The organism is Pseudomonas sp. SID14000 (genome assembly GCF_002165135.1).
In the GTDB taxonomy this organism is placed as follows: domain Bacteria; phylum Pseudomonadota; class Gammaproteobacteria; order Pseudomonadales; family Pseudomonadaceae; genus Aquipseudomonas.
Map to the genome: position 1 here is coordinate 24,479 of NZ_NFZQ01000013.1, position 17,152 is coordinate 41,630.

Annotated in this window: 18 protein-coding genes; 10 read left to right on the plus strand and 8 right to left on the minus strand. The window is 62.4% G+C overall.

Annotated elements, in window-relative coordinates:
• Position 1: 1 nt before the first annotated feature.
• The 3 genes from flgB to CAY82_RS19605 form a co-directional block, all read right to left on the minus strand.
• A complete protein-coding gene (flgB, locus tag CAY82_RS19595) occupies positions 2-412 on the minus strand; it encodes a flagellar basal body rod protein FlgB (protein ID WP_063912859.1) in 411 nt (136 codons plus the stop codon).
• A gap of 583 nt (positions 413-995) precedes the next feature.
• Positions 996-1,823 carry a protein-glutamate O-methyltransferase CheR gene (gene cheR / locus CAY82_RS19600; RefSeq protein WP_087502690.1) on the minus strand — a complete coding sequence of 276 codons (828 nt, stop codon included), beginning with the start codon at positions 1,821-1,823 and terminating at the stop codon, positions 996-998.
• A 51-nt stretch (positions 1,824-1,874) separates the two neighbouring features.
• Positions 1,875-2,804, minus strand: coding sequence for a chemotaxis protein CheV (locus CAY82_RS19605; protein ID WP_087502691.1), 930 nt, complete (start codon positions 2,802-2,804; stop codon positions 1,875-1,877).
• A gap of 77 nt (positions 2,805-2,881) precedes the next feature.
• Here CAY82_RS19605 and flgA point away from each other — a divergent pair, with 77 nt between their 5' ends.
• The 5 genes from flgA to CAY82_RS19630 all read left to right on the plus strand — a co-directional run bounded on the left by flgA (position 2,882) and on the right by CAY82_RS19630 (position 6,157).
• The gene (gene flgA, locus CAY82_RS19610; protein ID WP_087502692.1) at positions 2,882-3,634 is read left to right on the plus strand and encodes a flagellar basal body P-ring formation chaperone FlgA; all 753 of its coding nucleotides are present in this window, start codon (positions 2,882-2,884) and stop codon (positions 3,632-3,634) included.
• Positions 3,635-3,798: 164 nt separating this feature from the next.
• A complete protein-coding gene (gene flgM, locus CAY82_RS19615) occupies positions 3,799-4,113 on the plus strand; it encodes a flagellar biosynthesis anti-sigma factor FlgM (protein ID WP_063912863.1) in 315 nt (104 codons plus the stop codon).
• Between the two features lie 49 nt (positions 4,114-4,162).
• A complete protein-coding gene (locus tag CAY82_RS19620; RefSeq protein ID WP_087502693.1) occupies positions 4,163-4,630 on the plus strand; it encodes a flagella synthesis protein FlgN in 468 nt (155 codons plus the stop codon).
• Positions 4,631-4,710: 80 nt separating this feature from the next.
• The gene (locus CAY82_RS19625) at positions 4,711-5,454 is read left to right on the plus strand and encodes a flagellar brake protein (protein ID WP_087502694.1); all 744 of its coding nucleotides are present in this window, start codon (positions 4,711-4,713) and stop codon (positions 5,452-5,454) included.
• 124 nt (positions 5,455-5,578) lie between these two features.
• Entirely contained in the window at positions 5,579-6,157 is a 579-nt protein-coding gene (locus CAY82_RS19630) for a hypothetical protein (RefSeq protein ID WP_087502695.1), read from the plus strand.
• 50 nt (positions 6,158-6,207) lie between these two features.
• Here the strand turns inward: CAY82_RS19630 and CAY82_RS19635 are convergent, their stop codons facing one another.
• Entirely contained in the window at positions 6,208-7,548 is a 1,341-nt protein-coding gene (locus CAY82_RS19635) for an MFS transporter (RefSeq protein WP_087502696.1), read from the minus strand.
• A gap of 248 nt (positions 7,549-7,796) precedes the next feature.
• Here CAY82_RS19635 and CAY82_RS19645 point away from each other — a divergent pair, with 248 nt between their 5' ends.
• Entirely contained in the window at positions 7,797-8,378 is a 582-nt protein-coding gene (locus CAY82_RS19645) for a hypothetical protein (protein ID WP_087502698.1), read from the plus strand.
• A gap of 96 nt (positions 8,379-8,474) precedes the next feature.
• Here the strand turns inward: CAY82_RS19645 and bkdR are convergent, their stop codons facing one another.
• Positions 8,475-8,960: a Bkd operon transcriptional regulator BkdR gene (gene bkdR, locus CAY82_RS19650; RefSeq protein WP_012273540.1), complete on the minus strand. Its 486-nt coding sequence runs from the start codon at positions 8,958-8,960 to the stop codon at positions 8,475-8,477.
• Between the two features lie 198 nt (positions 8,961-9,158).
• Here bkdR and CAY82_RS19655 point away from each other — a divergent pair, with 198 nt between their 5' ends.
• From CAY82_RS19655 to lpdA, 4 genes are read left to right on the plus strand one after another with little or no spacing between them, the layout of a single operon-like run.
• Positions 9,159-10,391, plus strand: a complete 1,233-nt coding sequence (locus CAY82_RS19655; protein ID WP_087502699.1) for a 3-methyl-2-oxobutanoate dehydrogenase (2-methylpropanoyl-transferring) subunit alpha — start codon at positions 9,159-9,161, stop codon at positions 10,389-10,391.
• A 1-nt stretch (position 10,392) separates the two neighbouring features.
• Entirely contained in the window at positions 10,393-11,451 is a 1,059-nt protein-coding gene (locus CAY82_RS19660) for an alpha-ketoacid dehydrogenase subunit beta (protein WP_013973637.1), read from the plus strand.
• Positions 11,452-12,723 (plus strand): dihydrolipoamide acetyltransferase family protein, encoded by a 1,272-nt coding sequence (locus CAY82_RS19665; protein ID WP_087502700.1) that lies wholly within the window; start codon positions 11,452-11,454, stop codon positions 12,721-12,723.
• 2 nt (positions 12,724-12,725) lie between these two features.
• Positions 12,726-14,105, plus strand: coding sequence for a dihydrolipoyl dehydrogenase (gene lpdA / locus CAY82_RS19670; protein WP_087502701.1), 1,380 nt, complete (start codon positions 12,726-12,728; stop codon positions 14,103-14,105).
• Between the two features lie 223 nt (positions 14,106-14,328).
• Here the strand turns inward: lpdA and CAY82_RS19675 are convergent, their stop codons facing one another.
• The 3 genes from CAY82_RS19675 to CAY82_RS19685 all read right to left on the minus strand — a co-directional run bounded on the left by CAY82_RS19675 (position 14,329) and on the right by CAY82_RS19685 (position 17,120).
• Entirely contained in the window at positions 14,329-15,540 is a 1,212-nt protein-coding gene (locus tag CAY82_RS19675; RefSeq protein WP_087502702.1) for an MFS transporter, read from the minus strand.
• Positions 15,537-16,430, minus strand: a complete 894-nt coding sequence (locus tag CAY82_RS19680) for an NAD(P)-dependent oxidoreductase (protein WP_087502703.1) — start codon at positions 16,428-16,430, stop codon at positions 15,537-15,539. The genes CAY82_RS19675 and CAY82_RS19680 overlap by 4 nt, the downstream gene beginning before the upstream one ends.
• Before the next feature lie 108 nt (positions 16,431-16,538).
• A complete protein-coding gene (locus CAY82_RS19685; protein ID WP_087502704.1) occupies positions 16,539-17,120 on the minus strand; it encodes a TetR/AcrR family transcriptional regulator in 582 nt (193 codons plus the stop codon).
• Positions 17,121-17,152 lie beyond the last annotated feature (32 nt).

A 17,152-nucleotide genomic window follows, 5' to 3' on the forward strand; every position in this document is an offset into this window, starting at 1 on the left:
GTCATTCTCCCCGCAGGGCCGAAACCAGCCCTTTGAATTTACTGTTGAGCAAGGTGAAGCTGGCCTGGAAGCCGACGGCGTTTTCGGTATAGTTCGACTGCTCGATCTGCGCATCCACGGTGTTCTGGTCGATCGACGGCTGCGTTGGCGTGCGGTACTTGAGGGTATCGTCAGCCATGGCCAGGCCCTCGGCCTCGATATGGCGGCTATTGGTACGCTCGAGACTGAAGCGGCCACCGCTCTGCTGCTTGTCGCTTTCGGCAGCGAGCACCGAGGCGAAGTCCATGTCGCGCGCCTTGTAGTTGGGCGTGTCGGCGTTGGCGATGTTGTTGGCCAGCACTTCGGCGCGCTGGGCGCGGAAGCCCAGGGCCTTTTCGTGAATACCAAGCGCCTTGTCGAAGCTGATGCTCATGTCGGGGAAACCTTCGGAGGTTGACCGGAATATCGTTGAGCAAGGTATAGCAAGGGCTGTGCCAACCAACGAAAAGCCCGGAAATACGGGCTTGCAGGGCGAGATGCTGTCAGAGTGATGCCAGAAAAGCGGCAAAGGCCTTCCGCCTTGGGTGGCGAAAGCGGCAATTGCCGGGCGGCAAAAGCGGCAAAACAAAAAATTGACGTCAGTGTTTTGCGATAGAGGTGTTGCGCCTATGAGATCGAGCGCCGCCCGCGCGGCGCTTCGCGGGACAAGCCCGCTCCCACATTTGTTGCAACGTGGCCATGCCTGTGAGATAGGCGTTGTCAGCCTGAATGCATGGCTTGAGACAGATGATGCAGCAGCAATGCCAACTCAGAAATCTAGTCAACCCACCAAGGCTGGCAACCATGGCCTGACAGGTTCGGCACGTTGCAACAGATGTGGGAGCGGGCTTGTCCCGCGAAGCGCCGCGCGGGCGGCGCTCGATTTCACAGGCGCAGAAAGCGTCAAGGCGAACACTCGCGAAGCGCCGCGCGGGCGGCGCTCGATCTCACAGACGCAACAAACCTTGACCCCGCCCCTACTTCGCCTGGTAGATGATCCCCGGGCTGCACTGCACCATCTGGTAATGGTCCGGCAGCCCATTCAGCGCCTCGGAAGCCCCGAGGAACAGATACCCACCCGGCTTCAAGGTGCTGTGGATACGCAACAGGATGTCCTTCTTCACCTGCGCCGAGAAGTAGATCAGCACGTTGCGGCAGAACACCACATCGAACTTGCCCAGGCTGGCGTAGCTGTCGAGCAGGTTGAAGGCGCGGAACTCGACGCGGCTGCGAATCGCCGGTTTTACCGCCCAGCGCCCCGGCCCCTTGGTGTCGAAGTAGCGCTGCAGGCGCTCCTGGGATAGGCCACGGGCAATCGCCAGGCTGTCGTATTCGCCGGTCTTGCAGTTGGTCAGCATGGTGCCGGACAGGTCGGTGGCAACGATCTGCGCCCCCATCTTCAACTGGCCGAGGTTGCTGCGCTCGAACTCGTCGACAGCCATCGAGATGGAATACGGCTCCTGCCCCGACGAACAGGCCGCCGACCACATGCGCAGGCGCTGGCCGGGATTGTTGCGAATGAACTCGGGGATGACCTTGTTCTTCAGCACCTCGAACGGGTAGGTATCGCGAAACCACAGGGTCTCGTTGGTGGTCATGGCATCGACCACCTGCTCGCGCAAGCCGCCACGCGGCTGGACCTGGATGCGCTGCACCAACTCGCCCAGGCTCTTGATGCCCTGTTGCTCCATCAGCTTGTTGAGACGGCTGGAAACCAGGTACTGCTTATTCTCGCCCAGCAGGATGCCACAGGCTTTCTCCAGGAATACCCGGAACTGTTCGAAATCCAAATTACCCGTAGACACTACTGCCGCCTCTTTTCAATCACTGGTGCCGGGGACCTGCCCCCGGCGGCTTCAATGCGTTGCCTTGATCCGGTCGACCACCCGCTGGGCCAGGTCGTCCGGCTTGAACTTGGCCAGGAAGTCATCGGCACCGACCTTCTTGACCATCGCCTGGTTGAACACCCCGGAAAGCGAAGTATGCAGGCAGATGTGCAATTTTTGCATACGAGGATCGCTGCGGATCTCAGCCGTTAGCGTATAGCCATCCATTTCCGGCATTTCAATGTCCGAGATCATCATCAGGAACTCTTCTTCCGGCTTCTTGCCCTCGTCCACCAGCTGGCGCAGGTAGTTCAGGGCCTGACGACCGTCATTGAGCGCCACCACCTCGACCCCCACGGTCTGCAGGCAGCGGCTGACCTGCTTGCGCGCCACCGACGAATCGTCAACAGTGAGCACCCGCAGCAGCACGGCCTTGTCCTGCACCTCGGCATCGATCACCCCGTCCGACACCGACTCGGACGACGGCGCCACTTCGGCCAGCACCTTCTCCACATCGATGATCTCGACCATGCGGTTGTCCACCCGGGTAACCGCGGTCAGGTAGTGGTCGCGGCCGGTGCCCTTGGGTGGCGGATGGATCTCTTCCCAGTTCATGTTGACGATGCGCTCCACCGAGTGCACCAGGAAGCCCTGGGTCTTGGTGTTGTACTCGGTGATGATCACGAAGCTGTTGCGCGTATCTTCCTGCAGTGGCCGCAACCCGGTGGCCATCGACAAGTCGAGGATCGGGATGGTCGCCCCGCGAATATTGGCAACACCGCGCACCACCGGGTGCGCCTTGGGCAGCAGGGTCAGCGCAGGGCATTGCAGCACTTCCCTGACCTTGAATACGTTGATGCCGTAGAGCTGTTCACCATTGAGGCGGAACAGCAGCAATTCCAGGCGATTCTGCCCCACCAGTTGCGTGCGCTGGTTGACCGAATCCATCACACCTGCCATGCCAGACTCCTTTATGTTTCAGCCTTTCGTTGCAACTCAGGTAGAGAGTCGGCACGGGCTTTGCTTTTTTGAGCGCCATGTACACGAAAACGACATTTTTCCGACGATTGACGCGCCTGCTGACTGGCTCACTGGCCATGCTGTGCCTGCTGGTGCCCGGCGTTCGCACGGCAGCGGACGCGTTTACCTTGCCTGAACAGCTTATCGGTGTCACCCAAGGGTTTCTTGAATTCAGCGTTGAAGATTACCTGGCCACCACCCAGACAGCCGGCCGCTACGAAATCCAGGTCAACCCGCTCGACCCACGCCTGCGCATGCCGTTGTGCAGCCAGCAACTGGACGCCTCACTGGAAAGCCCGGCCCAGCCGCTGGGGCGCGTCACGGTAAAGGTGCGCTGCGAAGGCACGGCACCGTGGACCGTGTTCGTGCCGGCCACCGTGCGGCTGTTCCGCGACGTGGTGGTGGTGACTCGCCCGCTCAAGCGCGACAACGTGGTGGGCGAAGGCGACGTGGCCCTGCGCGAGCGCGATGTCGGCACCCTGGGCCAAGGTTTCCTGACCGAACTGGAACAAGCGGTGGGCATGAAGATGCTGCGCCCCACGGTGATCGACCAGGTCCTCACCCCGCAACACCTGGAACAGGCCGAGGTGGTACGCAAGGGCGACCACGTGGTGATCATCGCCCGCAGTGGCAGCCTGAGCGTGCGCATGCCCGGCGAAGCCCTGAGCAAGGGCGGCCTGAGCGAGCAGATCCGGGTCCGCAACCTCAATTCCAAACGGGTGGTCAAGGCCAGGGTTACCGGCCCCGGCCAAGTCGAGGTAAGTATGTAGCCAGCCCATGGATTTGCGCTGGCGGTAAGGAACCGCTTTTCCTAAACTGTGTCAGAAAACGGGTTCGCGAGCTTGCTGACAGGCGGCTATGCATTTGTGCCTAAAGTTTCTTTCGGGTTGGCCGAAAACAAGGCAAGCGTCCAAATACCCAGAGGTTTCTGATCATGGTCATCGACTTCAGTCGTTTGAATAACTCTCCGTCCGTCACGGGCGGCGTACGCGGCAATACCGCGCCCGGCAGCGCCGAAAAACCGGCAGCCAGCCAGGAAGCGGCAACCGCCACCAGCGCCAGCGGAGAAGCGGTACACCTCAGCCAAGAGGCCCAGCAGTTGCAGAAGATCAGCGACAAGCTGCGCGACGAGCCGGTGGTCAACAGTGCCCGTGTGGCCCAGTTGAAACAGGCGATCGCCGACGGCAGCTACCAGGTCGATGCCGGCCGGGTCGCCAGCAAACTGCTTGATTTCGAAGCCCAGCGCTGACCGTTCGGCGCGCTGACTTCACGGACGCCAAAAAAGCCAAGAGTTAGCCATGCACGACACCACCTTGCTGCAACTGATCGAAGATGACATTGCCCCGATGCAGGAACTGCTGGACCTTCTGCAAAAGGAAGCGATCGCCCTGCATGGCCGCGACATGCCGCTGCTGGAGCAGATCCTGGCCCGCAAGCAATCTTTGATCGTGCTGCTGGAGCAGCAAGGTCTGCGACGCAACAACCTGCTTACCAGCCTTGGCCTGAGCCCTGATCGCGCCGGAGTAGAGGCCGTGGCGGCACAATCGCCGAACGGTGAGCTGCTGCTGCAGCAACTCGATGTGATCAGCCAGTTGATGCAGGCCTGCCAGCAACTCAACGAGACCAATGGCCGGATCATCCAGGTACAGCAACACGTCACCAACAACCAGATCCGGATCCTCATGGGCGGTGATTCTCCGTCGCTCTACGACAGCCGCGGCAGCACCTCGCCGCTGGCCAAGCCACGGGCCCTCAGCCAAGTGTGATTTTTTCTATCAAGGCACGGAACATACTGGCAAAATGCCGTTACTTGTGTGTGTCGCTTTTGCCTGGAGAACGATAAGCCGTGTTCAATGAATCCGATGCCCCGCAGCCACCAAAGGTGCTGAACACCCCTTTGGAGATTGCGGCCAACTTGCGGCAGCTGCAGGAAAGCCACGACCCCCTGATCATCACCTTCCATGACCGCAGCCAGCGCTTCCAGAGCTACGTGGTGCACGTAGACCGAGAAAGCAACACGCTGGCACTGGACGAGATGATCCCCCGCGACGGTGAGAAATTCATCGAGAATGGCGAACACTTCCGCGTCGAAGGCTTCCACGATGGCGTGCGCATCGCCTGGGACTGCAACCACGAGTTGAAGATCAGCGAAGTCGACGGCCACCGCTGCTACCGCGGCGCCATGCCCCAGGAGATGACCTACCACCAGCGCCGCAACGCCTTTCGCGCCGCGCTGAAGCTGTCGCAACTGGTCGATATCATCCTCGATGGTACCCACCTCAAGGGCAACGGCGCCCTGCGTGGCAAGCTGCTGGACATCTCCGCCACCGGCTGCAAACTGCGCTTCGAAGGCAATGTCGAGGATCGCCTGCAACTGGGCCAAGTGTACGAACGCTTCAAGGCGGGCAACCCGCTAGGCCTGGTCGATACCATGGTCGAGCTACGCCACCTGCACTATGAAGAGCGAATCAACACCACCTTTGCCGGGGTGCGCTTCCACAACCTCAGCGGGCAGGCGCAGCGCAAGGTCGAGAGTTTTGTCTACCAGCTGCAGCGCGAGGCGCGCCGGTTCGACAAAGACGACTATTGAGCGCAGGCCCAACCCGCGCTCGCGAAGCGAACCGCTGCCTGAGCGTGGCGGGTTTCCGGCTTACCGATGGCTCCTTGGCTGCTTAGTGTCTTGCACCTGACGCAACCGCCCACAGGAGCCCATCATGATTCACGCCAATTTCACTGCCGAACTCCACTGCCAGCATGGCCGGGTAGGAGTAGTAGAAACACCTCTCTATGTCCACCCCCTGTTCTCCCTCGACCAGGACGGCTGGTTGTGCACCGAGCACCAACGGGGTGACACCCCAAGCTTCAAGCCGATCACCTTCATGTTCCGCTTTCTGAAACACAAAGGTGATCGCATTCACTATGCAATCAATGGAGCCCAAACCTGGGAGTACTTTGGCTCGAGCTTGCAGCGCAACAGGAACGGCTGGATAGGCCTCTATGCAACGCATATCCTTGGCAGGGTCTTCGCCAGCGCCCTGCCATCGGATGTCATAGAGGAGGCCTACCAGGGCAAAGGGCAATGGAAGATCGAAACCCTGGAACCCTGGGACGGCCAACTGGAGACTGCCGAAGACGTACCATTCTACCTGCGGGACATCGACGGCTACCGGGTGGCGCTGGCCAAATCCGTCTATACCCGCGACAAGGTCAAGCGCCACTATTGGTTTCTGAATGCCAGTAGCAAAGAGGGTGAAATCCTGGTGTTCAAACTGAAGAACATCCAGCCAGCCTGACCGACGCGCGCCCGCCGCGAGAACCGCCCTCGCGCGCGGGCAACCTGCGTTCAGACCGAAGGGTTGGCCTCGGCATGGGGCCTGGCCTGCTCATCCTTCTGCGCTGGCTCGTCCTCGGTATCCTCCGCCGCCACCGGGGCTTGCATCACGTCCTGTACCGTCTGCTCATCCACCCGTGGATCCAGCGCTGCCGACAGTGGTGAGCCGGCAGCCGGCATGGCTACGTGCCCCAAAGGTGCATCCTGCACCTGGTGCAGCCCGGTGACCGCCTTCGGACGAATGCGCCACACCAGCACCAGGGCAAAGAACACGAAGAAGGCATACAGCATCTGCGGGCCCAGCACCTTCATCAGCACGCCTGCGGCTAGCGGCCCGATACACGCGCCCACGCCGTAGGTCACCAGCAGCATCGCGGTCAGCGAAACCCGCCGTTCGCTTTCAACATGGTCGTTGGAAAACGCCACCGCCAGCGGGTACAGGCAGAACTGCAGCAACGAAATCACGAAGCCTATGCCGAACAGCAACTCCAGCGGCACGCTGGGCAGCATCGCCAGCGGCGCCGAGGCCAGCGCCAACCCCACGGCCACGCTGCGGATCAGCACTGCGCGATCGTAGCGGTCAGACAACCAGCCCAGTGGCCATTGCACCAGCAGGCCGGCAAAAATGCAGCTACCCATGAACAGACCGACCTGCTCGGTAGTCATGCCCTGACTGGAGGCATACAAAGGCGCCAGGCCATAGAACGAGCCGACGATCAGCCCCGAACCCAGCACCGTGCTGAGCGACTGCGGCACTCGCCTGATGAAGAACTTCGGCTCCATCGGGGCCGGGCGCAACGGCGCCGGGTGAATGCGCCGGGTCATGGCGACCGGTACCAGGCACAAGGTGAAACACATGGCCACCAGCATCAGCAGCTCCAGGCCAAGCTGTGGGTGCACCACCAGGATCAGTTGACCGAGCACCAGCCCAAGGTACGAGGCGATCATGTAGCCGCTGAACACCGCGCCGCGGTGCTTCACGTCGGCCTGCTCGTTCAGCCAGCTCTCGATGACCATGTACTGGCACATCATCCCCAGGCCGACGATCATCCGCAGCCCGACCCAGGCCGGCAACCAGCTGGTCAGGCCATGGCCGAGCACAGCCGCGCCGACGATGCCGGCGCAAGTGGCATAGGCACGAATGTGGCCTACCCGGCCAATCAGCCGGTGGCCCACCTTGCCGCCTACCGCCAGGCCAAAGTAGTTGGCTGCCATCAAGGCACCCACCCACAGGCTGTCGACATGATCAGCTGCCAGGCGCAGGGCCAGGTAAGTACTGAGAAGGCCCGAGCCGATCAACATCATCAGCGCGGCGAAATACAACGACTGAAACGGCTTCCATATATTTCGCATAGGTCCCTTGCGGCTCCCGGGTCAGGTGGCGATGGGTTGCAGCCAAGCATAAAAGCAAAATTGCTGCGGCGCAGTCCCCTGCCTGACAAATCGTGAATCAAGGGCGCGTCCAGTGTCGGTCATGTCGTGATCATGCACTTGCCTCATGGGCCCAAGCTGCGCTCCAAGCGTTTCCATCTCATTGTTCAACAACCGAAGGGTTAGCTTGCCTCTACCCATCCCGGGATCAATTGAGACAGGAGGTTTACATGATCAAAGCTGATTTCACCGCCGAACTGCATACCCATGCAGGCCGAGTGGTAGTCGCAGAATCATCCATCGGGCAACACCCATTCACATGGCTGGATGAGGATGGCTGGTTGTGCGTCGATAATCACCGAAATAAGCATGCGCGGGACGAGATCGTACGTATCGCGTTTGATTTCACCTACATCAAATCGGAGAAGGGACGAGACCTCTACTACATCTCATGCAACAACCACTGGAAATTCGCGGGCGCGAGGCTTGAGCAAAATCCGAGAGGCTGGCTCGGCCTGTATGGGACAGGCGTCATAGGCAGAGTCACGGATGCCGTGGCGAACTTCAAGCCGCAACTGGCAGGCCTTGGCGACTACTGGAAGATCGATGCATTCGATGACTGGGACGGCGACCTGCGGAGCGCTGAAGAAATTCCGTTCTACCTGCGTGACAAACACGGCCATCGTGTTGCATCGACAAGGCCTGAAGATGCATCCACAGACCTGTCCCTTACCTTTGACAGTTTTTTGAATGCAAGCGCAACGCCGGGACAAATACTCACGTTCTACCTGAAGAACATCCGGCTAGCCTGACACCCAGCATCACACCTGCGAAGGCCCTGCCAGAAGGTGCCCTGCCTCTCAGAACCAAAGAGGCATTGCTACCGCCAATCATCAGCCAGGCTACACCTATTCCCGCAAGGTCATGCCATTGGCCGGCAACGGCAAAGCCGTCTTGTAGCGCACCTGCTTCAAGGCAAAGCTCGACCGAATGTTGGCCACCCCTGGCAGCCGCGTCAGGTAATCGAGAAACCGTTCCAGCGCCTGGATGCTGGGCAGCAGCACCCGCAACAGGTAGTCCGGATCACCGGTCATCAGGTAGCACTCCATCACCTCGGGCCGCTCGGCGATCTCTTCCTCGAAGCGGTGCAGCGACTGCTCCACCTGCTTCTCCAGGCTCACGTGGATGAACACGTTCACATCCAGCCCCAGCGCTTCAGGTGACAACAAGGTCACTTGCTGGCGGATCACCCCCAGCTCCTCCATGGCCCGCACCCGGTTGAAACAGGGCGTGGGCGACAGGTTCACCGAGCGTGCCAGCTCGGCGTTGGTGATGCGGGCATTTTCCTGCAGGCTGTTGAGAATGCCGATATCGGTACGATCGAGTTTGCGCATGAGACAAAATCACCGGTTTTTTGTGTTTATGCGGAATGTTTATCTGCCCCGCTCGCCAAAGGCAATCAACTTGAGAGAAAAATTCTCCTGCCGGACCACTAAGATGTAGAGGACGCTGACTTACCAGTCACAAGCCGGTACTCAGCGGCGGCCGCTTCAAAGCTCACAAAAACAAATACCCGAGCGAGCGTAAAAAGCATGAACGAGTACGCCCCCCTGCGTTTGCATGTGCCCGAGCCCACCGGCCGGCCAGGCTGCCAGACAGATTTCTCCTACCTGCGCCTGAACGATGCAGGACAAGTCCGTAAACCTCCTGTCGATGTCGATGCTGCCGACACCGCCGACCTGGCCTACAGCCTGGTCCGCGTGCTCGACGAGCAAGGCAACGCGCAAGGCCCATGGGCCGAGGACATCGATCCGCAAATCCTCCGCCAGGGCATGCGAGCCATGCTCAAGACGCGGATTTTCGACAGCCGCATGGTGGTCGCCCAGCGCCAGAAGAAGATGTCCTTCTACATGCAGAGCCTGGGTGAAGAAGCCATCGGCAGCGGCCAGGCCCTGGCGCTGAACCGCACCGACATGTGCTTCCCCACCTACCGCCAGCAAAGCATCCTGATGGCCCGCGACGTGTCGCTGGTCGATATGATATGCCAGTTGCTATCCAACGAGCGTGACCCGCTCAAGGGCCGCCAACTGCCAATCATGTATTCGGTACGCGAGGCCGGTTTCTTCACCATCAGCGGCAACCTGGCGACCCAGTTCGTACAGGCGGTCGGCTGGGCCATGGCCTCGGCGATCAAGGGCGATACCAAGATCGCCTCGGCGTGGATCGGCGACGGCGCCACCGCCGAATCGGACTTCCACACCGCCCTCACCTTCGCCCACGTCTACCGCGCCCCGGTGATCCTCAACGTGGTCAACAACCAGTGGGCGATCTCCACCTTCCAGGCCATCGCTGGTGGTGAGTCGACCACCTTCGCCGGCCGTGGCGTGGGTTGCGGCATCGCCTCGCTGCGGGTAGACGGCAACGACTTCGTCGCTGTGTACGCTGCCTCGCGCTGGGCCGCCGAACGAGCCCGTCGTGGCCTGGGCCCCTGCCTGATCGAGTGGGTCACCTACCGTGCCGGCCCGCACTCGACCTCGGACGACCCGTCCAAGTACCGCCCGGCCGATGACTGGAGCCACTTCCCGCTCGGCGACCCGATCGCCCGCCTGAAGCAGCACCTGATCAAGATCGGCCACTGGTCCGAGGAAGAGCACCAGGCCACCACTGCCGAGTTCGAAGCCGCGGTAATCGCCGCACAGAAAGAAGCCGAGCAGTACGGCACCCTGGCCAATGGTCACATCCCGAGTGCCGCCTCGATGTTCGAGGACGTGTACAAGGAAATGCCCGACCACCTGCGCCGTCAACGCCAGGAACTGGGGGTTTGAGATGAACGACCACAACAACAGCATCAACCCGGAAACCGCCATGGCCACCACTACCATGACCATGATCCAGGCCCTGCGCTCGGCCATGGATGTCATGCTCGAGCGCGACGACAATGTGGTGATCTACGGCCAGGACGTCGGTTACTTTGGCGGCGTGTTCCGCTGCACCGAAGGCCTGCAGAACAAGTACGGCAAGTCTCGCGTGTTCGACGCGCCGATCTCCGAGAGCGGCATCGTCGGCACCGCCGTGGGCATGGGTGCCTACGGCCTGCGCCCGGTGGTGGAAATCCAGTTCGCCGACTACTTCTACCCGGCCTCCGACCAGATCGTTTCCGAGATGGCGCGCCTGCGTTACCGTTCGGCCGGCGAGTTCATCGCCCCCCTGACCCTGCGCATGCCCTGCGGTGGCGGGATCTATGGCGGCCAGACCCACAGCCAGAGTCCGGAGGCGATGTTCACCCAGGTGTGCGGCCTGCGCACTGTCATGCCGTCCAACCCGTATGACGCCAAGGGCCTGCTGATCGCCTCGATCGAATGCGACGACCCGGTGATCTTCCTCGAACCCAAGCGCCTGTACAACGGCCCGTTCGACGGCCACCACGACCGCCCTGTCACCCCGTGGTCGAAGCACCCGCAAAGCGCCGTGCCCGATGGTTACTACAGCGTGCCGCTGGACAAGGCGGCCATTACCCGCCCCGGCAATGACGTGACCGTGCTGACCTACGGCACCACGGTGTACGTGGCCCAGGTGGCCGCCGAAGAAACCGGCGTCGACGCCGAGGTGATCGACCTGCGCAGCCTGTGGCCGCTGGACCTGGACACTATCGTCGAGTCGGTGAAAAAGACCGGCCGCTGCGTGGTGGTACACGAGGCCACCCGTACCTGCGGCTTCGGCGCCGAACTGGTGTCGTTGGTGCAGGAACACTGCTTCCACCACCTGGAGGCGCCGATCGAGCGCGTCACCGGCTGGGATACCCCCTACCCTCACGCACAGGAATGGGCTTACTTCCCAGGGCCTTCGCGGGTAGGTGCGGCATTGAAAAAGGTCATGGAGGTCTGAATGGGCACGCACGTCATCAAGATGCCGGACATTGGCGAAGGCATCGCGCAGGTCGAGTTGGTCGAGTGGTTCGTCAAAGTCGGCGACATGATCGCCGAAGACCAGGTGGTAGCCGATGTCATGACCGACAAGGCCACCGTGGAAATCCCTTCGCCGGTGAGCGGCAAGGTGCTGGCCCTGGGCGGCCAGCCCGGTGAAGTGATGGCGGTCGGCAGCGAGCTGATCCGCATCGAAGTGGAAGGCAGCGGCAACCACGTGGATGTGCCGCAGCCCAAGCCGGCCGAAGCCCCGGCTGCCCCCGTGGCCGACAAGCCGCCGGTGCAGACAGAAGTAAAACCGGCTGCATGCCAGGCCCCTGCCAACCACCAGGCAGCGCCCATCGTGCCGCGCCAGCCAGGCGACAAGCCGCTGGCCTCGCCGGCAGTGCGCAAGCGCGCCCTGGATGCCGGTATCGAACTGCGTTACGTGCATGGTAGCGGCCCGGCTGGGCGCATCCTGCACGAAGACCTAGACGCCTTCATGAGCAAGCCGCAGAGCGCTGCCGGGCAAGCGCCGAACGGCTATGCCAAGCGCACCGACAGCGAACAGGTGCCGGTGATCGGCCTGCGCCGCAAGATCGCCCAACGCATGCAGGACGCCAAGCGCCGGGTCGCGCACTTCAGCTATGTGGAAGAAATCGACGTCACCGCCCTGGAAGCCCTGCGTCAGCAACTCAACAGCAAGCACGGCGACAGCCGCGGTAAGCTGACCCTGCTGCCGTTCCTGGTGCGCGCCCTGGTCGTGGCACTGCGCGACTTCCCGCAGATCAACGCCACCTATGACGACGAAGCCCAGGTCATCACCCGCCATGGCGCGGTGCATGTGGGCATCGCCACCCAGGGTGACAACGGTCTGATGGTGCCAGTGCTGCGCCATGCCGAGGCAGGCAGCTTGTGGAGCAATGCCGGCGAAATCGCCCGCCTGGCCAACGCTGCCCGCAACAACAAAGCCAGCCGCGATGAGCTGTCCGGTTCGACCATCACCTTGACCAGCCTGGGCGCCCTGGGCGGCATCGTCAGCACGCCGGTGGTCAACACCCCGGAAGTGGCGATCGTCGGCGTCAACCGCATGGTCGAGCGGCCGGTGGTGATCGACGGCCAGATCGTCGTACGCAAGATGATGAACCTGTCCAGCTCGTTCGACCACCGCGTGGTCGATGGCATGGACGCCGCGCTGTTCATCCAGGCCGTGCGCGGCCTGCTCGAACAACCCGCCTGCCTGTTCGTGGAGTAAGCATGCAACAGACCATACAGACTACCCTGTTGATCATCGGCGGCGGCCCTGGCGGCTACGTGGCAGCCATCCGCGCCGGGCAACTGGGCATCCCCACAGTGCTGGTGGAAGGCCAGGCACTGGGCGGTACCTGCCTGAACATCGGCTGCATCCCGTCCAAGGCACTGATCCACGTGGCCGAGCAATTCCACCAGACCTCGCGCTTTGCCGGGCCGTCGGAGCTGGGCATCAGCGTCGCCTCGCCGCGCCTGGACATCGGCCAGAGCGTGGCCTGGAAGGATGGCATCGTCGACCGCCTGACCAGCGGCGTTGCCGCCCTGCTTAAGAAGCACGGGGTCAAGGTGATCCATGGTTGGGCGAAGGTCCTCGACGGCAAGCAGGTCGAGGTCGATGGCCAGCGTATCCAGTGCGAGCACCTGTTGCTGGCCACTGGCTCCAGCAGTGTCGAACTGCCGATGCTGCCGCTGGGCGGGCCGATCATTTCCTCGACCGAAGCCCTGGCGCCGAAAACCCTGCCGCAGCACCTGGTGGTGGTGGGCGGCGGCTATATCGGCCTGGAGCTGGGCATTGCCTATCGCAAGCTGGGCGCACGGGTCAGCGTGGTGGAAGCGCGCGAGCGCATCCTGCCAACCTACGACAGCGAGCTGACTGCCCCGGTGGCCGAATCGCTGAAAAAGCTGGGCATTGCCCTGCACCTGGGCCATAGCGTCGAAGGTTACGAAGACGGCTGCCTGCTGGCACGTGATGGTCAAGGCGTGCAACTGCGCCTGGAAGCCGACCAGGTGCTGGTGGCCGTGGGCCGTCGGCCGCGCACGCAAGGTTTCAACCTGGAGTGCCTGGACCTGAAGATGAACGGCGCTGCCGTCGCCATCGACGAGCGCTGCCAGACCAGCATGCGCAACGTCTGGGCCATCGGCGACGTGGCCGGCGAACCGATGCTGGCGCACCGGGCCATGGCCCAGGGCGAGATGGTCGCCGAGATCATCGCCGGCAAAGCACGCCGTTTCGAACCCAGTGCGATTGCCGCGGTGTGTTTCACCGACCCGGAAGTGGTGGTGGTCGGCAAGACCCCGGAGCAGGCCAGCCAGCAAGGGCTGGACTGCATCGTCGCGCAGTTCCCGTTCGCCGCCAACGGGCGAGCCATGAGCCTGGAATCGAAAAGCGGTTTCGTGCGCGTGGTGGCGCGCCGTGACAACCATCTGATCCTGGGTTGGCAGGCGGTTGGCGTAGCGGTTTCCGAGTTGTCGACGGCGTTTGCCCAGTCGCTGGAGATGGGCGCGTGCCTGGAGGATGTGGCCGGTACCATCCATGCCCACCCGACACTGGGTGAGGCGGTACAGGAAGCGGCACTGCGCGCCCTGGGGCACGCCCTGCATATCTGACACTGAAGCGGCCGAGGCCGATTTGGCCCGCTGCGCCCCAGGCGCCGCGGGTCTTTTTTCATTTCACGATGACGCCTCGGAACCTGACGCGTCGTCCCCGCCGAAGGCTCCCATGAGGCTTCCCGGAATCGGGCCGCGCCGAGGCGTCATCGTTGCCGGCCGACGGCTTGCTGCGTGACACACCGGGCGAGTGCATCGCCGCCTTACTCATGGATGCATCCCGTCAGGCCACCGCGACCCGATGGCCGGGCCGGAACCCATGCGTCCTGGCCGACCACGCTACGGCTAGCGCCAGCAACGCCAGCACTACCAAAGCCCACGGTAACGAGGCCGCCCCTTGGCGCTCCAGCAATACGCCGCCGACCACGCCGCCACCGGCGACAGCCAGATTGAAGACCGTCACCAGCATGGACTGCGCCACGTCCGCCGCGTCACCCGCCACATCCGCCAGTGCGGTTTGCAGCAGCGTCGGCGCACCGCCAAAGGTCAAGCCCCAGGCGGCTACACCGATGAGAACAGCGACAATGGAACCACCCGCAAAACCAAGCGCCAAAGCAGCGACGGTGAACACGGCAAGGCTCAACAGGGTGAGCATACGCAGGCAGCGATCCACCAGCAGGCCGGTGAACCAGATACCCGCAATGGACGCCACACCGAACAACAGCAGCACCGCATCGACACGCGACCCCAGCCCCACGGAAGCCAGATAAGGCGCGATGTAGGTGTAGAGGGTGTTGTGCGCCAGTATCCAGGCAAACAGCGCCAACAGCACCGGGCGAATGCCCGGCATCGTGAAAACACGCCGGATGGGCAACCGTTGCCCGGCAGACTGACCCGCGAAATCAGGCACCAACAACCGCACCCATACGAACAGCAGCAATGACAGGGCCGACATGATCCAGAACACGCCGCGCCAGTCGAACAGCGCGCCAAGCCACGTTCCAAGCGGAACACCAATCGCCAGCGCGACGGGTTGCCCGACGCCCGCAACCGCTAGCGCCCGCCCCTGCAAGCGGGACGGCACCAGCCGCCGGGCATAACCGGCCAGCAGTCCCCACACCACGCCAGCGGCCATGCCCGCGACGAAGCGCGCGGCCAGTGTCAGCCCGTAATGGGTGGACAGGGCAGTGATGGTGTTGAACACCAGCAAGCCGCCAATCGCCAGCAGGAAAAGCGGGCGGCGATTCCATCCGCGTGTCACGGCGATGACCGGGATGGCCGCCAGCACCGAACCCAGCGCATACAGCGTCACCAGTTGCCCGGCCAAGGCTTCGGAGACACCCAGGCCATGCCCGATCTGCGGCAGCAGACCGGCAGGCATGGTTTCGGTCATGATGGCGAGAAAACCCGCCATCGTGAAGGCCAGCAGCTTCCCGACAGGCAAACCATCGGTATGCGACGCAGACGCGGCGGTATATTTGTCAGAAGTACTCATTCGGCTATTGTTCCGGCAGGGGTCACGCCAGCGAGATAAGACGCGGCCATATCCTTCTCGCCGTGTCCTGCGGCCAAGGCACGCTCAAAGCGCCATAGCCCGGCCTGCGCCACATCTAGCTCCACGCCGGCCACTCCTGCGGCATCCACGACCAGGCGAGCATCCTTGGTTGCATTCGCAATGGAAAAGCTGGTGGCGTAGTTGTCCGCGAGAATGGCGGCCGCCTTGGCCTGGAAGTAGCCGCTGTCCATCGGGCCGCCCGTGACCACATCCACCACCAGCGCGGGATCGACGCCTAGCCCCTTGGCCAGTGCCAAGCTTTCGGCCAGCCCGTGCGTCAGCGCGAACGCCCAATTGTTGAGTGCGAGCTTCAAGCGGCTGCTCATGCCCGTCTGCTCCGATACCCATAGGGTACGCTTGCCAATGGCATCGAAGACGGGTTGCACAGCGTCACGCTGCGCGACAGGGCCGGATGCAAGGATGACCAGTTGGGCCATTTCCGCCGGCTGCCGAGTGCCTTGCACCGGAGCATCGTAGAACACCAGGCCAAACTGCTCGGCCAGTGCGGTCAGGGTATTGGCTCCCTCGATCCCGACCGTGCTCAGTTGCAGCCAGATCCCCCCCTGACGCAAAGCGGGCGCGGCAGCTTGCATTGCCTCCTGCACGCTGGGGCCGTCCTTGAGGACAGTCACGATGATGCTGGCTCCCTGTACCGCTTCGGCAGGGCTATCGAAGGCTTCGACGCCGTCGGCGGTCAGTGCGTGCGCTTTGGCCGCCGTGCGATTCCAGGCGCGTACCGTGAATCCGCGTTTGCGCAGATTGCGTGCAACCGGGGCACCGATCAGGCCGGTGCCAAGCACAGCGATGGTGGGTGATGTGTCGGTGCTCATGGAAACTCCTTGCTATGAACGATAAAATCAAACGGGAACAATCATTCCAGTTATGACCAAAGAAAAACCCGAAGCGCCGTATCAATGCACGGCGGCATCGGGTTGCGACTACACGGTATCGAGCGCCACGTCGATCACGTCCATCAGGCATTGCCGGCGCTGCGGCGCCGGACTGCCTTTGCCAAGCACCCGCATCCCTTGTACGGTATTGACGAGGAAACGCGCCAAGGCGCGAGGGTTCTTGGCGGCAGCAACATCGCCGGATTGCTGCCCGCGCTGAATCAGTTTCTCCAGCGCCTTTTGCAGACGCTGGAAATTGTGCGCCACCAGCTCGGCCACGGCTTCGTCATGGCCGGCCAGTTCCAGCGTGGCATTAGCGACGAGGCAACCGCGTTTCTGTGGGTCGCCCAGCTCATCTTCGGCAACACGCGTCAGGAACTGCCGAATCAGTTCTTTGGCCGAACCAGAACCGGACAGCAATTTCACGTTGGCCATGGTCACGGCCTCGTAGCGGCGCAGGGCCTGTTGATACAGCCCCTGTTTGTTCTCGAAGGTGCTGTAGAGGCTACTGCGCGACAGCCCGGTGCCTTCCACCAAATCCTGAATAGAGGTCGCGGCATACCCGCGCTGCCAGAACACACGCATCGCGGCATCAGCGATTTCGTCAGGCTCGAACGCCTTGGTACGCATGGCACTTACTCATCTGGAACGATCATTCCCGA

Coding starts and splice junctions, on each gene's coding strand:
- CAY82_RS19635 (WP_087502696.1), bottom strand. CDS start 7,548: ATGCGAAATATATGGAAGCCGTTTCAGTCGTTGTATTTCGCCGCGCTG.
- flgB (WP_063912859.1), bottom strand. CDS start 412: ATGAGCATCAGCTTCGACAAGGCGCTTGGTATTCACGAAAAGGCCCTG.
- CAY82_RS19620 (WP_087502693.1), top strand. CDS start 4,163: ATGCACGACACCACCTTGCTGCAACTGATCGAAGATGACATTGCCCCG.
- CAY82_RS19655 (WP_087502699.1), top strand. CDS start 9,159: ATGAACGAGTACGCCCCCCTGCGTTTGCATGTGCCCGAGCCCACCGGC.
- CAY82_RS19645 (WP_087502698.1), top strand. CDS start 7,797: ATGATCAAAGCTGATTTCACCGCCGAACTGCATACCCATGCAGGCCGA.
- CAY82_RS19630 (WP_087502695.1), top strand. CDS start 5,579: ATGATTCACGCCAATTTCACTGCCGAACTCCACTGCCAGCATGGCCGG.
- CAY82_RS19675 (WP_087502702.1), bottom strand. CDS start 15,540: ATGAGTACTTCTGACAAATATACCGCCGCGTCTGCGTCGCATACCGAT.
- bkdR (WP_012273540.1), bottom strand. CDS start 8,960: ATGCGCAAACTCGATCGTACCGATATCGGCATTCTCAACAGCCTGCAG.
- flgM (WP_063912863.1), top strand. CDS start 3,799: ATGGTCATCGACTTCAGTCGTTTGAATAACTCTCCGTCCGTCACGGGC.
- CAY82_RS19605 (WP_087502691.1), bottom strand. CDS start 2,804: ATGGCAGGTGTGATGGATTCGGTCAACCAGCGCACGCAACTGGTGGGG.
- CAY82_RS19660 (WP_013973637.1), top strand. CDS start 10,393: ATGAACGACCACAACAACAGCATCAACCCGGAAACCGCCATGGCCACC.
- lpdA (WP_087502701.1), top strand. CDS start 12,726: ATGCAACAGACCATACAGACTACCCTGTTGATCATCGGCGGCGGCCCT.
- CAY82_RS19685 (WP_087502704.1), bottom strand. CDS start 17,120: ATGCGTACCAAGGCGTTCGAGCCTGACGAAATCGCTGATGCCGCGATG.
- CAY82_RS19680 (WP_087502703.1), bottom strand. CDS start 16,430: ATGAGCACCGACACATCACCCACCATCGCTGTGCTTGGCACCGGCCTG.
- flgA (WP_087502692.1), top strand. CDS start 2,882: ATGTACACGAAAACGACATTTTTCCGACGATTGACGCGCCTGCTGACT.
- CAY82_RS19665 (WP_087502700.1), top strand. CDS start 11,452: ATGGGCACGCACGTCATCAAGATGCCGGACATTGGCGAAGGCATCGCG.